Origin of the sequence: Bifidobacterium tsurumiense, assembly GCF_000741765.1 — a bacterium.
GTDB classification, from domain to species: domain Bacteria; phylum Actinomycetota; class Actinomycetes; order Actinomycetales; family Bifidobacteriaceae; genus Bifidobacterium; species Bifidobacterium tsurumiense.
Genome location: NZ_JGZU01000002.1, coordinates 16,124 through 33,201, shown reverse-complemented (window position 1 = coordinate 33,201; position 17,078 = coordinate 16,124). Strand labels below are relative to the sequence as shown.

Annotated in this window: 11 protein-coding genes; 2 read left to right on the top strand and 9 right to left on the bottom strand. The window is 52.5% G+C overall.

Features of this window, described 5'->3' with window-relative positions:
* Position 1: 1 nt before the first annotated feature.
* The 3 genes from cas3g to cas7g are packed head-to-tail and all read right to left on the bottom strand — an operon-like array spanning position 2 to position 6,218.
* Positions 2–3,247, bottom strand: coding sequence for a type I-G CRISPR-associated helicase/endonuclease Cas3g (gene cas3g / locus BITS_RS00375; RefSeq protein ID WP_044259169.1), 3,246 nt, complete (start codon positions 3,245–3,247; stop codon positions 2–4).
* Positions 3,232–4,995: a type I-G CRISPR-associated protein Csb2 gene (gene csb2, locus BITS_RS00370; RefSeq protein WP_026641769.1), complete on the bottom strand. Its 1,764-nt coding sequence runs from the start codon at positions 4,993–4,995 to the stop codon at positions 3,232–3,234. Before csb2 ends, cas3g begins: the two co-directional genes overlap by 16 nt.
* Positions 4,995–6,218: a type I-G CRISPR-associated RAMP protein Csb1/Cas7g gene (gene cas7g / locus BITS_RS00365; protein ID WP_026641768.1), complete on the bottom strand. Its 1,224-nt coding sequence runs from the start codon at positions 6,216–6,218 to the stop codon at positions 4,995–4,997. The genes csb2 and cas7g overlap by 1 nt, the downstream gene beginning before the upstream one ends.
* A gap of 869 nt (positions 6,219–7,087) precedes the next feature.
* Between cas7g and ettA the strand changes: the two genes are divergently transcribed.
* On the top strand, positions 7,088–8,764 hold the full coding sequence (gene ettA / locus BITS_RS00360) for an energy-dependent translational throttle protein EttA (RefSeq protein WP_026641767.1): 1,677 nt from the start codon (positions 7,088–7,090) through the stop codon (positions 8,762–8,764).
* Between the two features lie 312 nt (positions 8,765–9,076).
* Positions 9,077–10,099 (top strand): acyl-CoA thioesterase, encoded by a 1,023-nt coding sequence (locus BITS_RS00355; RefSeq protein WP_081693492.1) that lies wholly within the window; start codon positions 9,077–9,079, stop codon positions 10,097–10,099.
* Positions 10,100–10,272: 173 nt separating this feature from the next.
* On the opposite strand, the gene BITS_RS00350 is transcribed toward BITS_RS00355, so the two are convergent.
* Genes BITS_RS00350 through BITS_RS00325 form a run of 6 tightly spaced genes read right to left on the bottom strand, consistent with a single transcriptional unit; the run spans position 10,273 to position 17,050 of the window.
* Positions 10,273–10,866, bottom strand: a complete 594-nt coding sequence (locus BITS_RS00350) for a DUF3180 domain-containing protein (RefSeq protein WP_044259168.1) — start codon at positions 10,864–10,866, stop codon at positions 10,273–10,275.
* Positions 10,863–11,840: a dihydroneopterin aldolase gene (locus BITS_RS08620; protein WP_026641765.1), complete on the bottom strand. Its 978-nt coding sequence runs from the start codon at positions 11,838–11,840 to the stop codon at positions 10,863–10,865. Before BITS_RS08620 ends, BITS_RS00350 begins: the two co-directional genes overlap by 4 nt.
* Positions 11,841–11,853: 13 nt before the next feature.
* A complete protein-coding gene (gene ftsH, locus BITS_RS00340) occupies positions 11,854–13,950 on the bottom strand; it encodes an ATP-dependent zinc metalloprotease FtsH (protein WP_026641764.1) in 2,097 nt (698 codons plus the stop codon).
* A gap of 4 nt (positions 13,951–13,954) precedes the next feature.
* The gene (gene hpt / locus BITS_RS00335) at positions 13,955–14,512 is read right to left on the bottom strand and encodes a hypoxanthine phosphoribosyltransferase (RefSeq protein ID WP_026641763.1); all 558 of its coding nucleotides are present in this window, start codon (positions 14,510–14,512) and stop codon (positions 13,955–13,957) included.
* 1 nt (position 14,513) lies between these two features.
* Positions 14,514–15,635 (bottom strand): tRNA lysidine(34) synthetase TilS, encoded by a 1,122-nt coding sequence (tilS, locus tag BITS_RS00330; protein WP_026641762.1) that lies wholly within the window; start codon positions 15,633–15,635, stop codon positions 14,514–14,516.
* Between the two features lie 11 nt (positions 15,636–15,646).
* The gene (locus tag BITS_RS00325; RefSeq protein WP_229774825.1) at positions 15,647–17,050 is read right to left on the bottom strand and encodes a D-alanyl-D-alanine carboxypeptidase/D-alanyl-D-alanine-endopeptidase; all 1,404 of its coding nucleotides are present in this window, start codon (positions 17,048–17,050) and stop codon (positions 15,647–15,649) included.
* Between the last annotated feature and the right edge of the window lie 28 nt (positions 17,051–17,078).

The following is a 17,078-nucleotide window of genomic DNA, read 5'->3' as shown; positions in this document are numbered from 1 at the left end:
ATCAACGACCCTCCTTCGAAACCGTGATATCGGCGGCTCTCAGCAGCGCTTCCAAGTAGGAAACACCCCAGAAGCCATACTCTTGCGCGGTTTTCGCTATTACCGATTCCCACAAACCGTTGTCAAAGAACTCTTGAGCACTTCGAATAAGTTGTGGATCGTATTCTTCCGATGCCTGCGGCAGCAGCGATGCAGACACCTGATTGAATGTCGACCGGCCGTGACCGTGTGAGGTTCCAATGAGCCTGAACACGAGGTCCATATTGCAATCCGAAAAGACACTGCCTTCAATGGAGCCGGAACGTATTGCAATATCGAATTCCGCTACAGAGCGTTGCTCATGCCTCCAGCCGGTAAGTCGATTCTCGCTACGGAATTGACGTTCACCTTTCCATGATGAGAATCCACTCTTGGCAAGATATTCAGTATTGCCTTGTTTTCTGCCGCGCCTCAGCAGCCTTTGGAAGCGCTCATCCTTTTTACCTTCGTCGTGGTATTGCCCCGCCAATTGCAAAGCCGAAACAAGTTCATCTGACAAATGCAACTGCTTTGCCAACTCAACGGCTCTATCAGCAACATGTTGCTGATGACCATGTTCTCCTTGGAGAAGCACACGATTGGAGGTCGATATCTCCTGACTCGCGGCATCACCTGTGAGTGACGCATTGTTGCGCAACACAATCCACCAGTCGGAATAATCGTGAGATTCGACGAGATCCTCGCCGGTTGCCACGATTTTCTTCGAGGTCTCGAATACACCTTCATCCGCAAACCAGTCAGCGATATCGAGATGAACATCGACTTTCTCAGATTGATGTGACTGAGTTCCACCTGAGACAGCCTGTTCCTGCTCAAGGAATTCCCGAATGAGATCAGGCACCACTTCACGCAATTCATCAACGCTTGACCCGAGTTCTGAGCTTCCTGTTTCCATGTGCTCACGAATGGCTTGTTCTCGTTGAATCAAGGACTCGGCAGCCTTGGCGAGTGACGTTGCCGACAAACGGTCAACGCGGTATACCGCGACATCCGGTTCCTCGTTATCGTTTCGTTTCATAAGAACGCTGCAAGCATTTTCTCCGGATTCAGGTGAAAAACTTGGCAACTCGTCGAATAGCTGCGCATAAGTATCCACAATGAACACATCGCCGGCTGCCACCAATGGCGGAGCGGCTTGAGCAAATGCCTTCTCATCGGTAAACACTTGAATCCGGTGATTTTCCGATTCAGAAGCCCTGTACCTGAATACCCTTGACTTATGTATCACAGATGCTTGAGTCTTAGAATCTTTGACCAATATCTGCGATTGTGCAAGATATGCCTGTAATGAATCCTTTTTGCCAGTGAGCTGCATTCGATTCCGCACCGGCATGATTTCCTGATCAAGAGGAGGAATCATTTCCAGCAATGCGGAAGCCACCGCATCATCCCAAGGCAGGTCTCGGACGATAACACCGACCGAATCCGGGATATTGGCATTATCCAAACTGTCTCGCACCCACAACTCAATATCCGAAGGAGTTTGCTGCAGTTCACGAATCGAACAGTCTGCGAATAGCTGTTCATCGGTATTGGAGAGGTTTTCGACATCCCAATACTCCAATCGTTGATAGAGCAGTCGTTGCGGCTTGCTTGCAGGAACCGGATTGCCTTCTTCTCCAGCGATGCGAATAGCCCAGGCGCAACAATCGATATCTCCTTGATCATCGGATATCGCTCGCAGCCAAGCAGAAGCTTCGCGTAATTCCTCGGCATCATATGGTCTGGCCATCTTCTGCTGTTCATTCTCGGCAAGTTGCTCACTCGCGCCGTAAACGAACAATCGAGCAGAATCACGCTTTCCTTGGCGGTTCACTCTCCCTGCACGCTGCACGATCGCACTGGCGGGGGCAAGTTCAGTGACCATATCCGTGAAATCGACATCGACACCGACTTCCAGGGTCTGTGTGCCAATCACGCAGCATGGATGTGAAGCAATGCTATCGGAATCTGAACTTGCGAGACCTGCATCAGAAATCGTTGACAACTCCTGCGCAACGCCCGTCTTTTCATAAGCACGCATCGGCCCCACATAAGCCTTAACCGGCCTTGTGATACCAGCCTTTTTCAGTCGTTTCTCTAGATTGGACTTGACACGGCGAGCCATATCGACGGTGTTCAGCACACAACCCAGCACCGGCAATGACGCATCGTCATACTGCCGGCTTTCATATTCCAAAATCAACACCTCGCAACGATCAACTATTTGATCGGCAAGCTCGTTGGTTTTTTGCGCAGTCTGCTCCAAAACCAAATGTTTAGGCGTGCACAATCGTTTGGCGAGCGCAGCATCATTGTCAAAGTCACTTGCCTCAACACCAACACTCACCAGTCCGGCATTCGCCTTGTTCCCCTGCTTTTCCTCACTTTGCGGAGTGGCTGTGGTTTCCACCACTTGCAATGTGGGTACACAGGAACGGACAGCATCACCCGCCATGGATTCGATGCGCGGAATCTGCCGCGCAGTCTCCACCAACTGCCTGCTTAAATGCGCCTCATCAGCTATGAGAACCGTGTCATATGCAAGTTCCCCAGCTTCCATTGGGCGCATACTCCTACTGGTACCGTATCCACGGAACAGCAAGCGACTGCCAAACATATCTGGCGTTGCACATATCACCGCGCATGTTTGGGGATGATATCGCCATTCACGCCGATCTGCGCTAGAGCCGCTTCCGCCACGCAACTCCACGGTCATCAGCGTATGCAAACCTTCGCGGTCGTCTTGCACCTGAAGCTGTTCACCCTTGACCAATCCCGAACGGCACTGGAGTCCCAGCCGGAACTCCTGCATGCTGTCGTATCGGGAACTATCATCTTGCGGGTCGTGCATAATTCGGTCGCGCAGGCTAACAGCTTCTTCGTATTGGTCATCCACCAAAGAACGCCGATTCACCGTCAATGCAAGTCTGCGTGGCAAAGACTGCAACGAGTGAGAATTGGACAGTTCAGGCAAGAGGCCCTCTTGTTGCAGACCAGCCATGGCGTTCAGAAAAACATGGATATCGATAACGCATGTTTTGCCCGAAGCCGTCGGCGCCACTATCTGATCTGGCCATCGTCCTTCTTGCACAATATTGTGCAAGAGCCTGATCTGCCATTGATACGGAACCCGCTTGGATTCAGCGTTCCCATTGCTATGTGCGAATGCGATAAAGTCCCGAAAGCGTCGTTCCAGCTCGTTAATAAATGTTACTTCTGCAGCCATACCGGAACCTTTCGTCCCTGTTCGCCGGAACTTTCTACGAGTTCCTGCGGCAAATCCACTGGCAATAGCAATCCGCCACCCAGATGTCGACTCTGACCTATCGATATCGCAGCACACTGCAATGAGCGTTGTTGCCCATCGATCGAAATAAGCCCGCTGGTTCCTCGAAGAACGTTCTGCTTATTGACATGATGTGCAAAATCTTGCATATTCACATCAAATATCGGATGGGCATCATAAATATGCATTGGTGACCGATCTGACGAGACGGTATGAACCATTTGCCAAATCCGTTGTTCATAGGTCGCAGGCTCCTCCTGATCGGATGGGTCGGAAAAGTCATCACGCCAAACGTGTCCAAGCGCCAAATACATGGACTCCGCCGCTTTCCACCTGCGACCAGTTCTCGCATCATCAGGCATCGGACGTATTTCAGAAACCGCCATAGGGAACGGCCTCCAGAAACGAACACGATCCACAGGAGGTTGTTTCCACAATCTTGCCTGAGCAAAATATGCAGCGCTGCCCAAACGGATTCTGCCCACGTTGCGCGAAAAGAACAAATGCTTCCCTTGGCTTTCACGGCACACTCTGAACAATGCCTGCTTATCCGCCTCAGGCATGGTGTCTGGCAGCATCACAATGAATGCCGGGAACCCACAGCCTTTGACTTCATCGCTAATCAGATCCGCCGCAGCGCCAAGGCTTTCACTCAATATCTGGATGGCAACGTTGTTGGCAGGCCTGAGTTCTTCTTCATTGACCACATATTTGCCGAGTAACGATGGTGGAGGATTCAGTCCCCACTGTCGCACGAGGAATCGGTGCAAGGCCACTGACCAACCGACAAACTCATGTCGCTCCGGCACCCATTGTGACTCGGTGTTTTCAGACTGATCCAATTCCACCGGTATCACGATGAGATCAGGCCACGGCACTTTGAGATCCGATGTTTTGGCAGCTGGAATAGAGTAGCTTGCTTGTTGTGCGGTATCCAACATAGGCAATGCGTCAAGCAGGTTCTGTTCGGCTTTTCGACTGTCGACTTTTGACGATGCTTTTGTGGGATTTATTTGCTCATATCCTTGCTTAAGCTCCTCCAAGCGCCCCTTTCCTGGATAAGCGAAAATAATATGGCCCCTTCGCATCAGGCTCTCGAAGCCTACAGCCTTATCTTTGATGACCGATCCGGATATTGGATAGTCCTCACTTTGTATGGACTGAGCACTCAAACGCACTTTCGAACATGCTTCGCCCAGATAAGGTACTTCCCAACATAGCTGCGACAAAGTCGATTCGATGGATGGCGAAGGCCTTTGCTCCCATTGCCATGTCAACAAGTGTTCAGAGGATTTATCGGGATATGTGACCGATGTGGATGCCAAGGCCGCAGCCACTTTGGGCTGTGCCTTTTTACTCAAGGCCTTTTTACTCAAGCCTTCAATATATCCTTTGTCGCGGTATACGACCGAACTCGAAGACCGCCCATATGCACTAAAGTCTGAGTGTGGCAAGTAGATCGAGTCCGGGGGATTGCCTTCAAGCCAATCCAAGGCGGCGCTGATATCCTCATCAGATAAACCGCTCGGATTGTCGGATTGTTGATGTTCATACTGGAAAGTTCTGTATGCAACAGACACTAAGGCTTTATAGAGCCTGTCCGGGGACGGATATCGTTCAGGTTTGCCGCCTGAATCCCTCCCCTGATACGTTCCCAGCAAGAACTCTGCTGAGATGGTAAAGGGCATCAGTTATCCCCCTCATCGGCAGAACTATTCGCAATGACCGCTGGATTGCCGTCAACCTCGAAGGTCTGGCCTTCCCAGATTATTCCCGCCTTGTCATGAGCCTGCTCGTATGCAGCCTGCAACAATGCCTCCGCGGTTTCCGGAGTAAGTGGCTCCAGATCCTTGGATTCACCATTGCGCATATCCAATGTCATTTCAGGCTTGGCAGACTCAACAAGATAGCAATTCGCACGAAGCACTGGATCGGCATTATATCCGGCCATAGCGCGCAAAATCATAGCGGCGATCAACGCGCGAATAGCCTCATCACCCTCGGGACCCTTTCCGAAGCGGAAGGTACGCAGCATGGAAAAGCTCAATACATGTGTGCAAATTGCGTTATTAATAGCAACACCATCCAAGTTATCATCGCTGACACTTGGAGGAATTGCACCAAGACCAATCGTGGAACCTTTGCCTTTACTGCTGAAGGACTTCTGTGCACTTGCGCTCAAGTCGGTTGCATCACGAAGAATTGCCTCACGGGCTTTCTTATCATTGGCGAAAGAAACGCTGGCCTCTACCGGGTCGACTCGAGCACCTGCACGATGGATTGAAGGATCACGATCGCTTTGATCGGCAAGAATACCGATAATCTCACCGTTGAATACCGATGGGATACGCAACTGGTTGCGGCTACGGGTCGAATCCCATCCGCCAAAGGCCACCGTATCAGGCGAAAGCGTGAACAAAGGCAGCAGATCATCTAGGGTTGCATTGCGTGCTTCACGATATTCATCAACAACCGTTGTTGGCTCTCCCTGATGATCGCCCACACGAATATGGCCGTCAAAAGCCCTATGAGGCAGCTGAGTATCAAAATACGACTTGGTTCCGGCATCGCCGACTGAGTATGTGACTCGGATGCGAGGCATTTTGCTGAGCAAACCTTTTCCATCCTTCAGCGCATCCGTGATGATTTGTTCTAAACGGTTCGCATGCGAATTCTTTGAATCAATAAGCACGGCCTTCTTGAGCTCAGGCGTGGGATCACCTTCCACCTCGACAGACACATTGCGATATTCAAAGATATATGCCGGCTTCCCACCAGAAGTCGTGTACTTTGCAGGCGACACGATACTTGAAGCCCCTCCAGCAGGCACGAGGTAGATTCGTTCGCACAGGCTTGCAGGGCCACCAGCTCTGACGGCTTCGTCCAGTAAATTCAGTGTTAGCGTTTCCATAACGCTTTCCTTTCTTCGCGGGCTGCTTTGCCCGCATTGTTTGTTGTATGACTTAGTTCACCACTGTTTTACACCGCTGTCGCCTCGGCAACTCGGTCGAAGCGACAGCGGAGTCTTCAGCGAAGTCCAGACTCCGGGAGTCCGGATTTTGCAATCAATCCTTTGCGACGGGAACTACGTACTCCCTCAATGAAGCCAATCCCACACTTTGTGAGATAGAATTGCATCGAGAGCAGCAATAGGCACGGTCGTTAGGATCAATTGTGAGCGTTGACGGATTAATTATGAGCTCTGGTTGTTTATGGCCTCCCTTCTGCTCTCGGTGTTCCCCTCTTTATTCATCGAGGGGAACATCAAACCCCCGACGATCTTTACAGAAATGACTTATTACAGAATAGCGAAGGCAAACGTTTAGTCGCCGGCAATGCCATCACAGCCATGACATTGATGATCGCTCTGTCTGACCCCAAGGAAAAAGACGTAATGATCGCACTGACTGAACAATTGATCACACAACAGCCGTACTAACGACGCACTTGGATGATTAACTGACTACTCAACTATAGATACACGAATGGGGGATCCTAACTGAGGGACTCAGTACGGGCAGAATATAGAAACTAAACGGGAACTCACGGGGAATCCCAAGCGATTGCCACGTGTAGACCGTATGTGGGATAATCCAGATTGGTGCTTTGTTGGTGAGGACACCGGAATACAACGACTGATTTAGCCTCGTAACGCAAACAGTCAAAAGGCTTGACTGAATCCTAGGAAACGGGATAAGCATTGACGAGGAGCTCCGTATTCCAGACCACAAACCAACAACAAGTTGGAATATCAACGACTAGACAGGATTGACATTCTCCATGGCTGAGTTCATTTATCAGATGATCAAGGCACGCAAGTCGTATGGCGACCGCGCCATCCTCGATGACGTGACCCTGAGCTTCCTTCCCGGAGCAAAAATCGGCGTGGTCGGCCCTAACGGTATGGGTAAGTCCACACTCCTCAAAATCATGGCTGGCATCGAAAACGTCAGCAATGGCGAGGCATACCTCACCCCCGGTTTCACAGTTGGCATCCTTCAACAGGAACCGCCTCTGGATGAGGACAAAACCGTCGGTGAAAACATCAAAATGGCCTTCGGTCCACTCGCCGAAAAGGTTGCCCGATTCAACCAAATCGGCGAAGAGATGGCTAATCCTGATGCTGACTTCGACGCGCTGATGGAAGAAATGGGCAAGCTGCAGACCGAAATCGATGCCGCGAACGGTTGGGATCTCGATTCGCAGCTCGAACAGGCAATGGATGCACTGCAGTGCCCTGATCCTGAAACCCCTGTTTCTGTGTGCTCCGGTGGCGAGCGCCGTCGCGTAGCGCTGTGCAAGCTCCTGCTCGAAGCCCCCGATCTACTGCTGCTCGACGAGCCCACCAACCATTTGGATGCAGAGTCCATCCTGTGGCTTGAGCAATTCCTTCACCAGTACAAGGGCGCCGTCATCGCCGTCACCCACGATCGTTACTTCATGGACAACGTGGCTGAGTGGATCTGCGAGGTCGACCGCGGTCACCTCTATCCATACAAGGGCAACTACACCACTTACTTGGAAACCAAAGCCAAGCGTATGGAAATCCAAGGCGCCAAGGACGCCAAGCTAGCCCGTCGCCTCAAGAATGAGTTGGACTGGGTGCGCAGCTCACCGAAGGCACGTCAGGCCAAGAACAAGGCTCGTCTGGAACGCTATGACCAGATGGAACAAGAGGCACGCAACTCCAAGAAACTCGACTTCTCCGAGATTCAGATCCCACCAGGGCCACGTCTGGGCTCGCAGGTTCTGGAAGCCGAGCATATTCACAAGGCCTTCGGCGATCGCGTGCTCATCGACGATCTCTCCTTCACGCTCCCCCGTAACGGCATTGTGGGTGTTATCGGCCCGAACGGTGTTGGTAAGTCCACATTGTTCAAGACCATCGTTGGTTTGGAACCGCTTTCTGGCGGCAAGTTGACCGTTGGCGATACCGTCAAGATCAGCTATGTCGATCAGAATCGTGCCGGATTGGATCCGAACAAGAACCTGTGGGAAGCGGTTTCTGACGGCCTGGACTTCATTGAAGTCGGCGGCGTCGAAGTGCCTACCCGTGCTTACGTCGCTAGTTTCGGCTTCAAGGGTTCCGACCAGCAAAAGCTGACCGGTGTGCTCTCCGGTGGTGAACGTAACCGCCTGAACCTTGCTCTGACCCTGAAGCAGGGCGGCAACCTGCTGCTGCTCGATGAGCCCACCAACGATCTTGATGTCGAAACATTGGAATCCTTGGAAAACGCGCTTATCGAATTCCCGGGATGCGCCGTGGTCGTCTCCCACGATCGTTGGTTCCTCGACCGCGTCGCCACCCACATCCTCGCGTGGGAAGGCGATGATGACAATCCTGCCAAGTGGTACTGGTTCGAAGGAAACTTCCAGTCCTACCAGGAAAACAAGGTGGAGCGCCTTGGGGAGGATGCGGCCCGCCCGCACCGCTTGCATCGCAAGCTCACCCGCTAATACGCAATAATCGCGCAATACAGCGCCATATGCGAAGCGCAAACCCGTTCTGTTAGAGCAATCTGATGGAGCGGGTTTCGTATATTGCGACAATCAATTATGCATTCTTTGATATCCCCAGTGCAGACAATCCCCAATACCATCGCCATACCGACAGCGCTAAACCACGGCAGAATTCATTGACTGCAATCTTCTATCCACATAGACTGATCTTTATTTTGCTGTCTACGATGTCCGGATAAACTACAACGTAGGGATCAGCTTATTGAACCATGTGGCGCACATTCCTTCGCCGCAGAAATTGAGGATTGTATGAACGAGCAACCAGAAGCCTTACACACAGCAGAAGAATCCAGTAGCTCCGCAACTCCATCTTCAGCCACTGTCAGCGAAGCCCATGCTGCATCCAGCGAAAGTACGACCGTTCACAGCTTGGAGCAGACCCCTTTGCAACATCTCTTGCATGTTTTGCAACTCTCTGATGCTTCCTCTTTCCGTGACCATACCTATATCAACGGAGAAAGCGTGTATTTCCCCACGGGTCGCGTCTACGGCGGACAGGTTATCGCCCAATCGCTTATGGCAGCGGCCGCAACCGTGTCTTCCTCTCGTCTTCCCCATTCAATCCACGGATATTTCATCGCACCGGGCGATATCAATCAAGAACTGCTCTTTGATGTGGAATCCCTTCGCGATGGAAGATCCTTCTCTGCACGACGAGTCAATGTCACGCAATCCGAAGGTTCTATCCTTACCGCAATCGCCAGTTTCCAAGAAAGAGGACAAGAAGGCGTGGAATTCGCAGACCCCATGCCCGAGAATCTTCCTGATCCCGAATCACTGATGAGTGCCCAGCAGCTTATGGCTCCATTCGCGCAGCATTCCGCATTTGCCGACTATTATGCAAGCCGTTCGCCCTTCGATATCCGTCATGTGACGCCAACGATCATGTTGCGTAATGATGCTGCATCCGCCGCCAAGGATTCAGGAAAGCAAATGGTCTGGATGCGCGCAGATGGTCCTGTCGACGCCTCACAAACAACACATCGAGCAATGCTCGCATTGGGTTGTGATCAGATCATGATGGAACCGGTATTGCGACGCTCCGGATTGAGCATTGCCACACCCGGCATCTCCTTCGCTTCCATTGACCACTCAATGTGGTGGTATCGCGACATTGACATTTCACAATGGCATCTTTATGTGCAGGACACCCCAACCGCAGCGCACGGTCGAGGCTTGGCAACCGCAAAGGTGTATTCAAGCGATGGACAACTAGCCGCAGTCATGACGCAGGAAGCCATGATTCGTGTGCCTGAGGCGCCGAAGAAATAACACCTCAACACACATAACAGAAGCGGCTGGATTGGATCGATCGTATCCAAATCCAGCCGCTTCTCTATGTTGAGGTCACCCCGTAAATGCGATAGGCCACCCGCAAGCGAATATCTCAGAGAACACCTAGCGATCAACGCCGATAAACTCTGGTTGACTCAACTGTTTGAGTACTAATGACCTTGTGCTCGTCTGCCTTTGCTTCGCTTATCCACAGCACCGCCAGACTGCAGCCGACCTTCTTTCGCTGCTGCACCCTCTGCATACGACCGCTGTCGCTCCTCCCTACGACGGCAGTCAGGATGTTCCGGTCCTTCATTCGGCGGTAATTGGCACATGCCTTCTGACACAATGCCGATAATCATATCGACAACGCATACGATCACTGCCCATACACATTCACGAATCGTGGTGGCATACAGCGACGCTTCGGCATGCGGCAATGCCATAAGCAACTGACCGCCATACCATCCAGCCAACGCCGCGCTTGCCAAACCAAGCGACTTTGCGAGCAACAGCGTCATCACGGCTTTGCTTGGGGACAGCCGCTTGCGATCCTTGCGATCAGCTTTGATATACGCGCGTACTTGCAAAGCCAAAATCAACACGACTATGCCCACAATAAGCAGCAACAGCGGAATGATCCATGGCACTCCTGAGAGATTCAGAGCAGTTCTCTCCATGATGGACATGAGCCCAATACCAGCAAGCAACCCCAAAATCAGCGCAACAACATATTGCCACCAAGCGGTTCGTCGTGCTCTCACTGTTCACCTCCAAGAATCCAGCCATCAGACAACATGCCAACACGGTCAGCATCAGGAGCCATGGCCAGCAAGAACGACACGGGATCCTTACCCAGCCTTGCCTGCTCATCGATATCCATCCACGGTGCAAGCACTGCCGCCGTTTGAGCAGCCTCAGGATATCGGATCTCCATATTATGTTCGTCTTCTTGCGACTGGATACTGATAACATGCATATGCAAAGCATCCTTCTCGCCGCGCGTTATGGTATTGCACACTTGTTCCAATGCCTGCGCATCCAGTCTCGTTGACAGCATCACCACAGCGCAATCTTCATCAGATCCAGTGATATTGCTGATGTGATATAAGGGCGAAATGCCATTGACCTGATTCCCCGGTACGCCATCCAAACCCACAATGGCGGCACGGAATACCGGCTCACAAGGCTGCTGGTTACTAACCAACCAGATCACGGCATCACTGAAACCAGCCCCCTTGCCAGGCTGCTCACGAGGATCCACTCCCCCGCGAGCAGCCTGCTGATTATCCTCATGATATTTGGCTGCTACCTGAGCCGCCGCACTGATATTCGGAGCATGATTGCTACCGATATCGTCAACAGAGTCGGGAACACCAGCACCGTCAACCTTGCGTTCAATGCTTACTGACACTTCTTCAGCACAAACACCCTGAGGATGCTCAGCATATACCGTTACAGCAGCGGAAACGACCTGATGGGAAAGCAACACCGCATCCACCACTTCGGACGCAAGCGTTTCCAACAAAGTCACTTTCGCCCCACGCTGAGCCAGTACATTCGCCACGCGACTGGCGAGCTGCGCATAATCTACGGTGGCTGTTATGTCGTCATCATGTGCTGCCGCACGCATATCGAAGGCTGCGGTCACATCCGCTCGTAATCCGCCCACATGGGACGGGGACCCGTCCTGGCCTTGAGCCTGTGGACGGATCCCCGTTAATCGCAATGTATCCATTTGACGCTATCCGTCACTCGCCTGGCTTCATGCCGACCGAGCGCTTCAGCGACTCCGGAATCTCCACAGGAGGAAGATCGGAATCCGGGCGCTGCTCGTTGGACAACCACACCTCACGTTCAGGCGCCTTGCGAATCGAAGCGAAGATCTGCGCAAGTTCCTTTTCGTTTAGCGTTTCCTTGACCAGCAACTGACGAACCAATTCATCAAGCACGTCGCGGTTTTCGTTGATGATTTTCCACGCTTCGGTATGCGCATTCTCTACCAAAGCGAGCACTTCATCATCGATGATCTGTGCCGTGGTGTCAGAATATCTGCGAGGCTGCAATCCATCCATAACCGTGGTCTGATCGTCGTCATCAGCCCACTTGATAGCACCCAGCTTCGAAGAGAAACCGAACTCCACCACCATCTTGCGAGCGATGCTGGAAGCCTTCTCGATATCGTTGGACGCACCAGTCGTCGGATCATGGAAAACGATTTCCTCTGCGGCACGACCACCCATGGCATATGCCATCTGGTCGAGCAGCTGGTTACGGGACTGAGAATAGCGATCCTCGGTAGGCATGACAGCCGTGTAGCCCAAAGCACGTCCGCGAGGCAGAATGGTCACCTTGGTCACAGGATCAGTGTGATGCAATGCAGCGGCAACCAAGGCATGTCCGCCCTCATGATATGCGGTGTTACGCAACTCATTGAGTGCCATACCCTTGGACTGGCGCTTCGGACCGGCCTGAACGCGGTCGATAGCCTCATCGATGGCACGGTTGTCAATCAACTGTGCACCTGCACGAGCACAGAGCAAAGCGGCTTCATTCAGCACATTGGCCAGATCGGCACCAGTGAAACCAGGCGTGCGCACTGCAACCATATGCAGATCGACATCCGGCACGAATGGCTTGCCCTTGGCATGCACCTTCAAAATCGCCTCACGACCCTCAAGGTCAGGAGCCTCGACCCCAACCTGGCGATCGAAACGACCAGGACGCAGAAGGGCCGGATCCAGGACGTCCGGACGATTGGTTGCAGCGATGATGATGAGGTTGGTGTCGTTATCGAAACCATCCATCTCCACGAGCAACTGGTTCAATGTCTGCTCACGTTCATCATGGCCGCCGCCCATGCCTGAACCACGCTTACGGCCCACTGCATCGATCTCATCGATGAAGATGATTGCCGGAGCATTCTTCTTGGCCTCATCAAAGAGTTCACGGACACGGGATGCACCCAAGCCGACGAACATCTCAACGAAGTCAGAACCAGCCATCGAATAGAACGGTACTCCGGCTTCACCTGCGATAGCACGAGCCAGCAGTGTCTTACCGGTTCCGGGAGGGCCGTACAGCAACACGCCACGAGGGATCCGGGCGCCGAGCGCCTTGTACTTCGACGGATCCTTGAGGAAGTCCTTGATCTCCTCGACTTCCTGCACAGCAGCATCCTCACCAGCAACATCGGCGAACTTGGTGGTCGGCGTCTGGCCTTCCAACAATTTGCCGCTATTGCGTTTTCCGCCCATGCCAAGCATGCCGCCAGAACCACCCAAGCGGGTCAGCATGAACCACATGAAGCCAAGCAATATCAGTATCGGCAGAATCGACGTGAGCAAAGCCGCCCAAATACTGGTTTCCTGGATATTGGCAGTCCAACCGTCCTTGAAACTACCCTGCTGCACCAGATTCATCAACTGTGTGCCCTGAGCCTCGGTGTAGTAGAACTGCACGGACTTGCCGTAGTTGGTTTCCTTGTTATTGTCGCCAGTCTTCTTGACGTAGTCCTCGCTCAGGGTGAGCTTCACCGACTGTCGATTATCCGTGATTTGCACATATTCGACAGTGGTGCCCTTCAACAGCTCCAATCCGTCCTTGGTATCGATCTGTCGAGTGCCGTTGACCATGCTGAACATCTGGAAAGCGGACAGCGATAGCAGCACCAGAACGACGATCCACAGCCATGGCGATTGCCAGAATGGGCGACGGCCACCATCATTTGAACCCTGCTTATCGTCATCATGATGACCAAATGGGTTGGTAAATGGATTATTACCGTTATCAGGGCGATTGCCATTGCCCATGGGAGGCCGCTGCTGCGGGCCTTGAGGATAGCTCATGCCTTTATTCTCCTTGATATACTTCAGGCTTCAATACGGCGATGGAGTCCAGATTGCGATATCGTTCATCGAAATCCAGACCAAAGCCGACTACAAACTCATCAGGAACTTCATATCCCTTGTATTTCACATCAACCGGGACCTCATGACGGGCCGGTTTCTCGAGTAGCGCAAACACCTCCACAGATGCTGCACCTCTCTTCTTCAACTCATCAATCAGCCAAGCCAAAGTCCTGCCGGAATCCACGATGTCCTCCACAATGAGAACATGTCGGCCCCGCACATCGGTGCTCAAATCCTGACGAATGGTAATGGTTCCGGAACTTTGCGTGCCAGCCCCATAACTGGAAATGCTCATGAAATCCATTTCCGCATGGATATGAAGAGCCTGAGAAAATGCCGCTAGGGTATTCACCGCGCCTTTGAGCACTGCAATAAGCAGGGGCGTCTCACCGCGATAATCCTCGCTTACACGGTCTGCAACCTCCTGAATTTTCTTGTGAATATCAGCGTTGCTTATCAGCTCATGGTCGATTTCATCTTGAACGTCTGCAATTTGCATGTCAACTATCTTGGCACAGGCGAATGACGTGATTCTTGCGAAAAGCTGAGTAACAGCTGGGAAGTGTCACAGGGCCCTGCCCATGCCACTGCATGATCAACTGGTCGATTGCCTGAACATGCCTCGATGAGGCTTCGATATCAAGAATCGACAGGGCTCTGACAATAACACGCCATCTGATGGATTCATGCTCATGCGAAAGTTGCACGGCGTTGATACGAACGGCAAGCACATCATCCGACTGAACAGCGCCATATGAAGCCGCGACGCCTTTCATCGATTCACACGATACGGTTCTCTTTGCCACACCATCGGCCTGGCTGTCCAAATAATCCTTGTCCGCGCGAATCAGAGCAGATGACTGAGCCAAATGAGATTTGAGATTGCCGCCATTGAATTCTTGCATATATGGCAGCAACGAATGCCTGACACGAGAGCGCAATGGGAAATCCCGAGGCAAAACCGTGGCTCGGTCCTCATATTCACCATTTGTCGGATCATCCCACCAATCAATGTCCAGATCCTCGCAAATGCCGGTGGTCTGTGCCCGCGTCAACGCAAGAAAAGGTCTCAGAAACAGCACACCATCACGGTTGAATCGCTCAGGCATCCCGCTCACCGCATCAATGCCACTGGAACGCATCAATCCAATGAGCACCGTCTCCGCCTGGTCATCTTCAGTATGAGCCAGAAGCACTGCTTTCGCATCAAGATTGTGAGCCTTGTCGACAATGGCTTCATAGCGCGCCTGTCGCGCCGCAGCTTCCATGCCTTTGCCGGTTTCCTGAACTCGAATATTACGAACCATTACCGGATTCAAGCCAAGCACTTCACATCGTTGAGCTGCCTCGGCTGCCACATCGCCGGAACCTTTCTGCAAATTATGATCTACGATTATTGCACCGCATCTCAGGCCCATTGAGGAACAGACGATATGCGCCACTGCCGCCAACGCCATCGAATCGCGCCCTCCAGAGCATGCCACCATAACAAGAGGTGCATCTGGGTCGGTATCATGCTTTCCATGCTGGGCAAAGCGAGCATCAGCCATTTCAATACCAGCTCTATCGAATGACTTACGGACTTCGCCCACTGCCTGTCTCAGTCGCGAGGAATATGCCATGCCTACTCCAATTACAATTCGGCCAGCCCGGCCATGAACTCATTGATCGCTGTTTTGGCTGATTCTAGATCCTCCGGATTGTTGACAATCACCGCGAACGCAAGGGTTCCTCCGTTCTTTCTCGATACATTGCCGGCCATCGAGGTCACTTCGTCAAGGCTACCGGTTTTCACGCGTAGCAGCCCTGCGGCATCCTTATCCGCCAGACGATCAGATGCCGTACCCACCAGCCCTGGTATGGAAAGACCTTCAGCAGCCGCTGCAGCTCCTGAAGCTCGCAGATTGTATGCTTGCACTTGAACCAGCGTGTTCACGGTCAACGAAGATCCGGGGGAAAGGCCTGAGCAATCCGCCATCGTGAGACCATTGATATCTATTCCCAGCGCACTGAGTTCGGTGGACACCGCTTGGACCGCACCAGCCGGCGAATTCGCCTCATTGAGCTTCAATGCCGTCAATCTTCCGAACTCTTCAGCCAAAGTATTATCGGAATGCCTCAGCATGAATGCCATGATCTCACTCAGCGTCGCCGAACTCACAGAACTCAGAGGAGACAACCCCTGTGGAACGGTCCCTGCCGAGATGCTCTCAACGGTAATACCATGCTCCTGCAAGCGCGTTGCGAATGTTGCCGCTGCATCCTTCGCGGTGTCCGTAGACAATTCCACGTATGTGTCAAAGGTATCAGGATTCGATGGGGCCACTGTCCATTGTCGCCCGCCATCAACCGCCATGGAAGAGACACCGGTGAAATAGAGGTTGCCGGGATTATTCGTCGCGATATTGGCGGGACTGCGAACATCACCGAAAAGCGAATCATCATAAGACAGCTTGATCGTGGTGATCCCGCGTTGTTTCAAAGCCGCTGCGGTATTCTCAGCCAAGGTCCCCAATCCGGCTCGACCATTGACGTGGTTGATATCACTGGCACCGGAACCGAGCAACATATCTCCGTTGCCCTTCAAAAAGACCGTCGCGCCTTGGCCTTGTTCCTGATTGAGATAACTCTGCGTATCCAGAGTCGATCCCATGTCCAGAACGCTTGCCGCTGCAAGAGATGTCAAGGTCTTCATTGTGGAGGCAGGTTCGCGAGGGGTTCCTGATTCATGGTCTGCAACAACCGAACCGGACGCATCAGATATGGACACCGAAACATCCGAGCCGACACCAGAAGCCTGCAATAGACTTTGTATTGCCGCCTGAGCCGCGGACGCATCGATCGCCTTGTCTTCCACCTGCCCTGCGATGACTGCTGGCTGCAGAGCATCCGAGGGGGCTTCGATATTGAGCTCATCCACGGGCTGCAATGTCAAAACACCAGGTAACACATCAGTGATATCCGCAACCACATACCCGACACATAGCGATAAGGTCACCAAAACGGATACGACAACGGTGATGATGCGACGAGACATGCCCCTCCGCATCGTGTGTTTGGTTGCG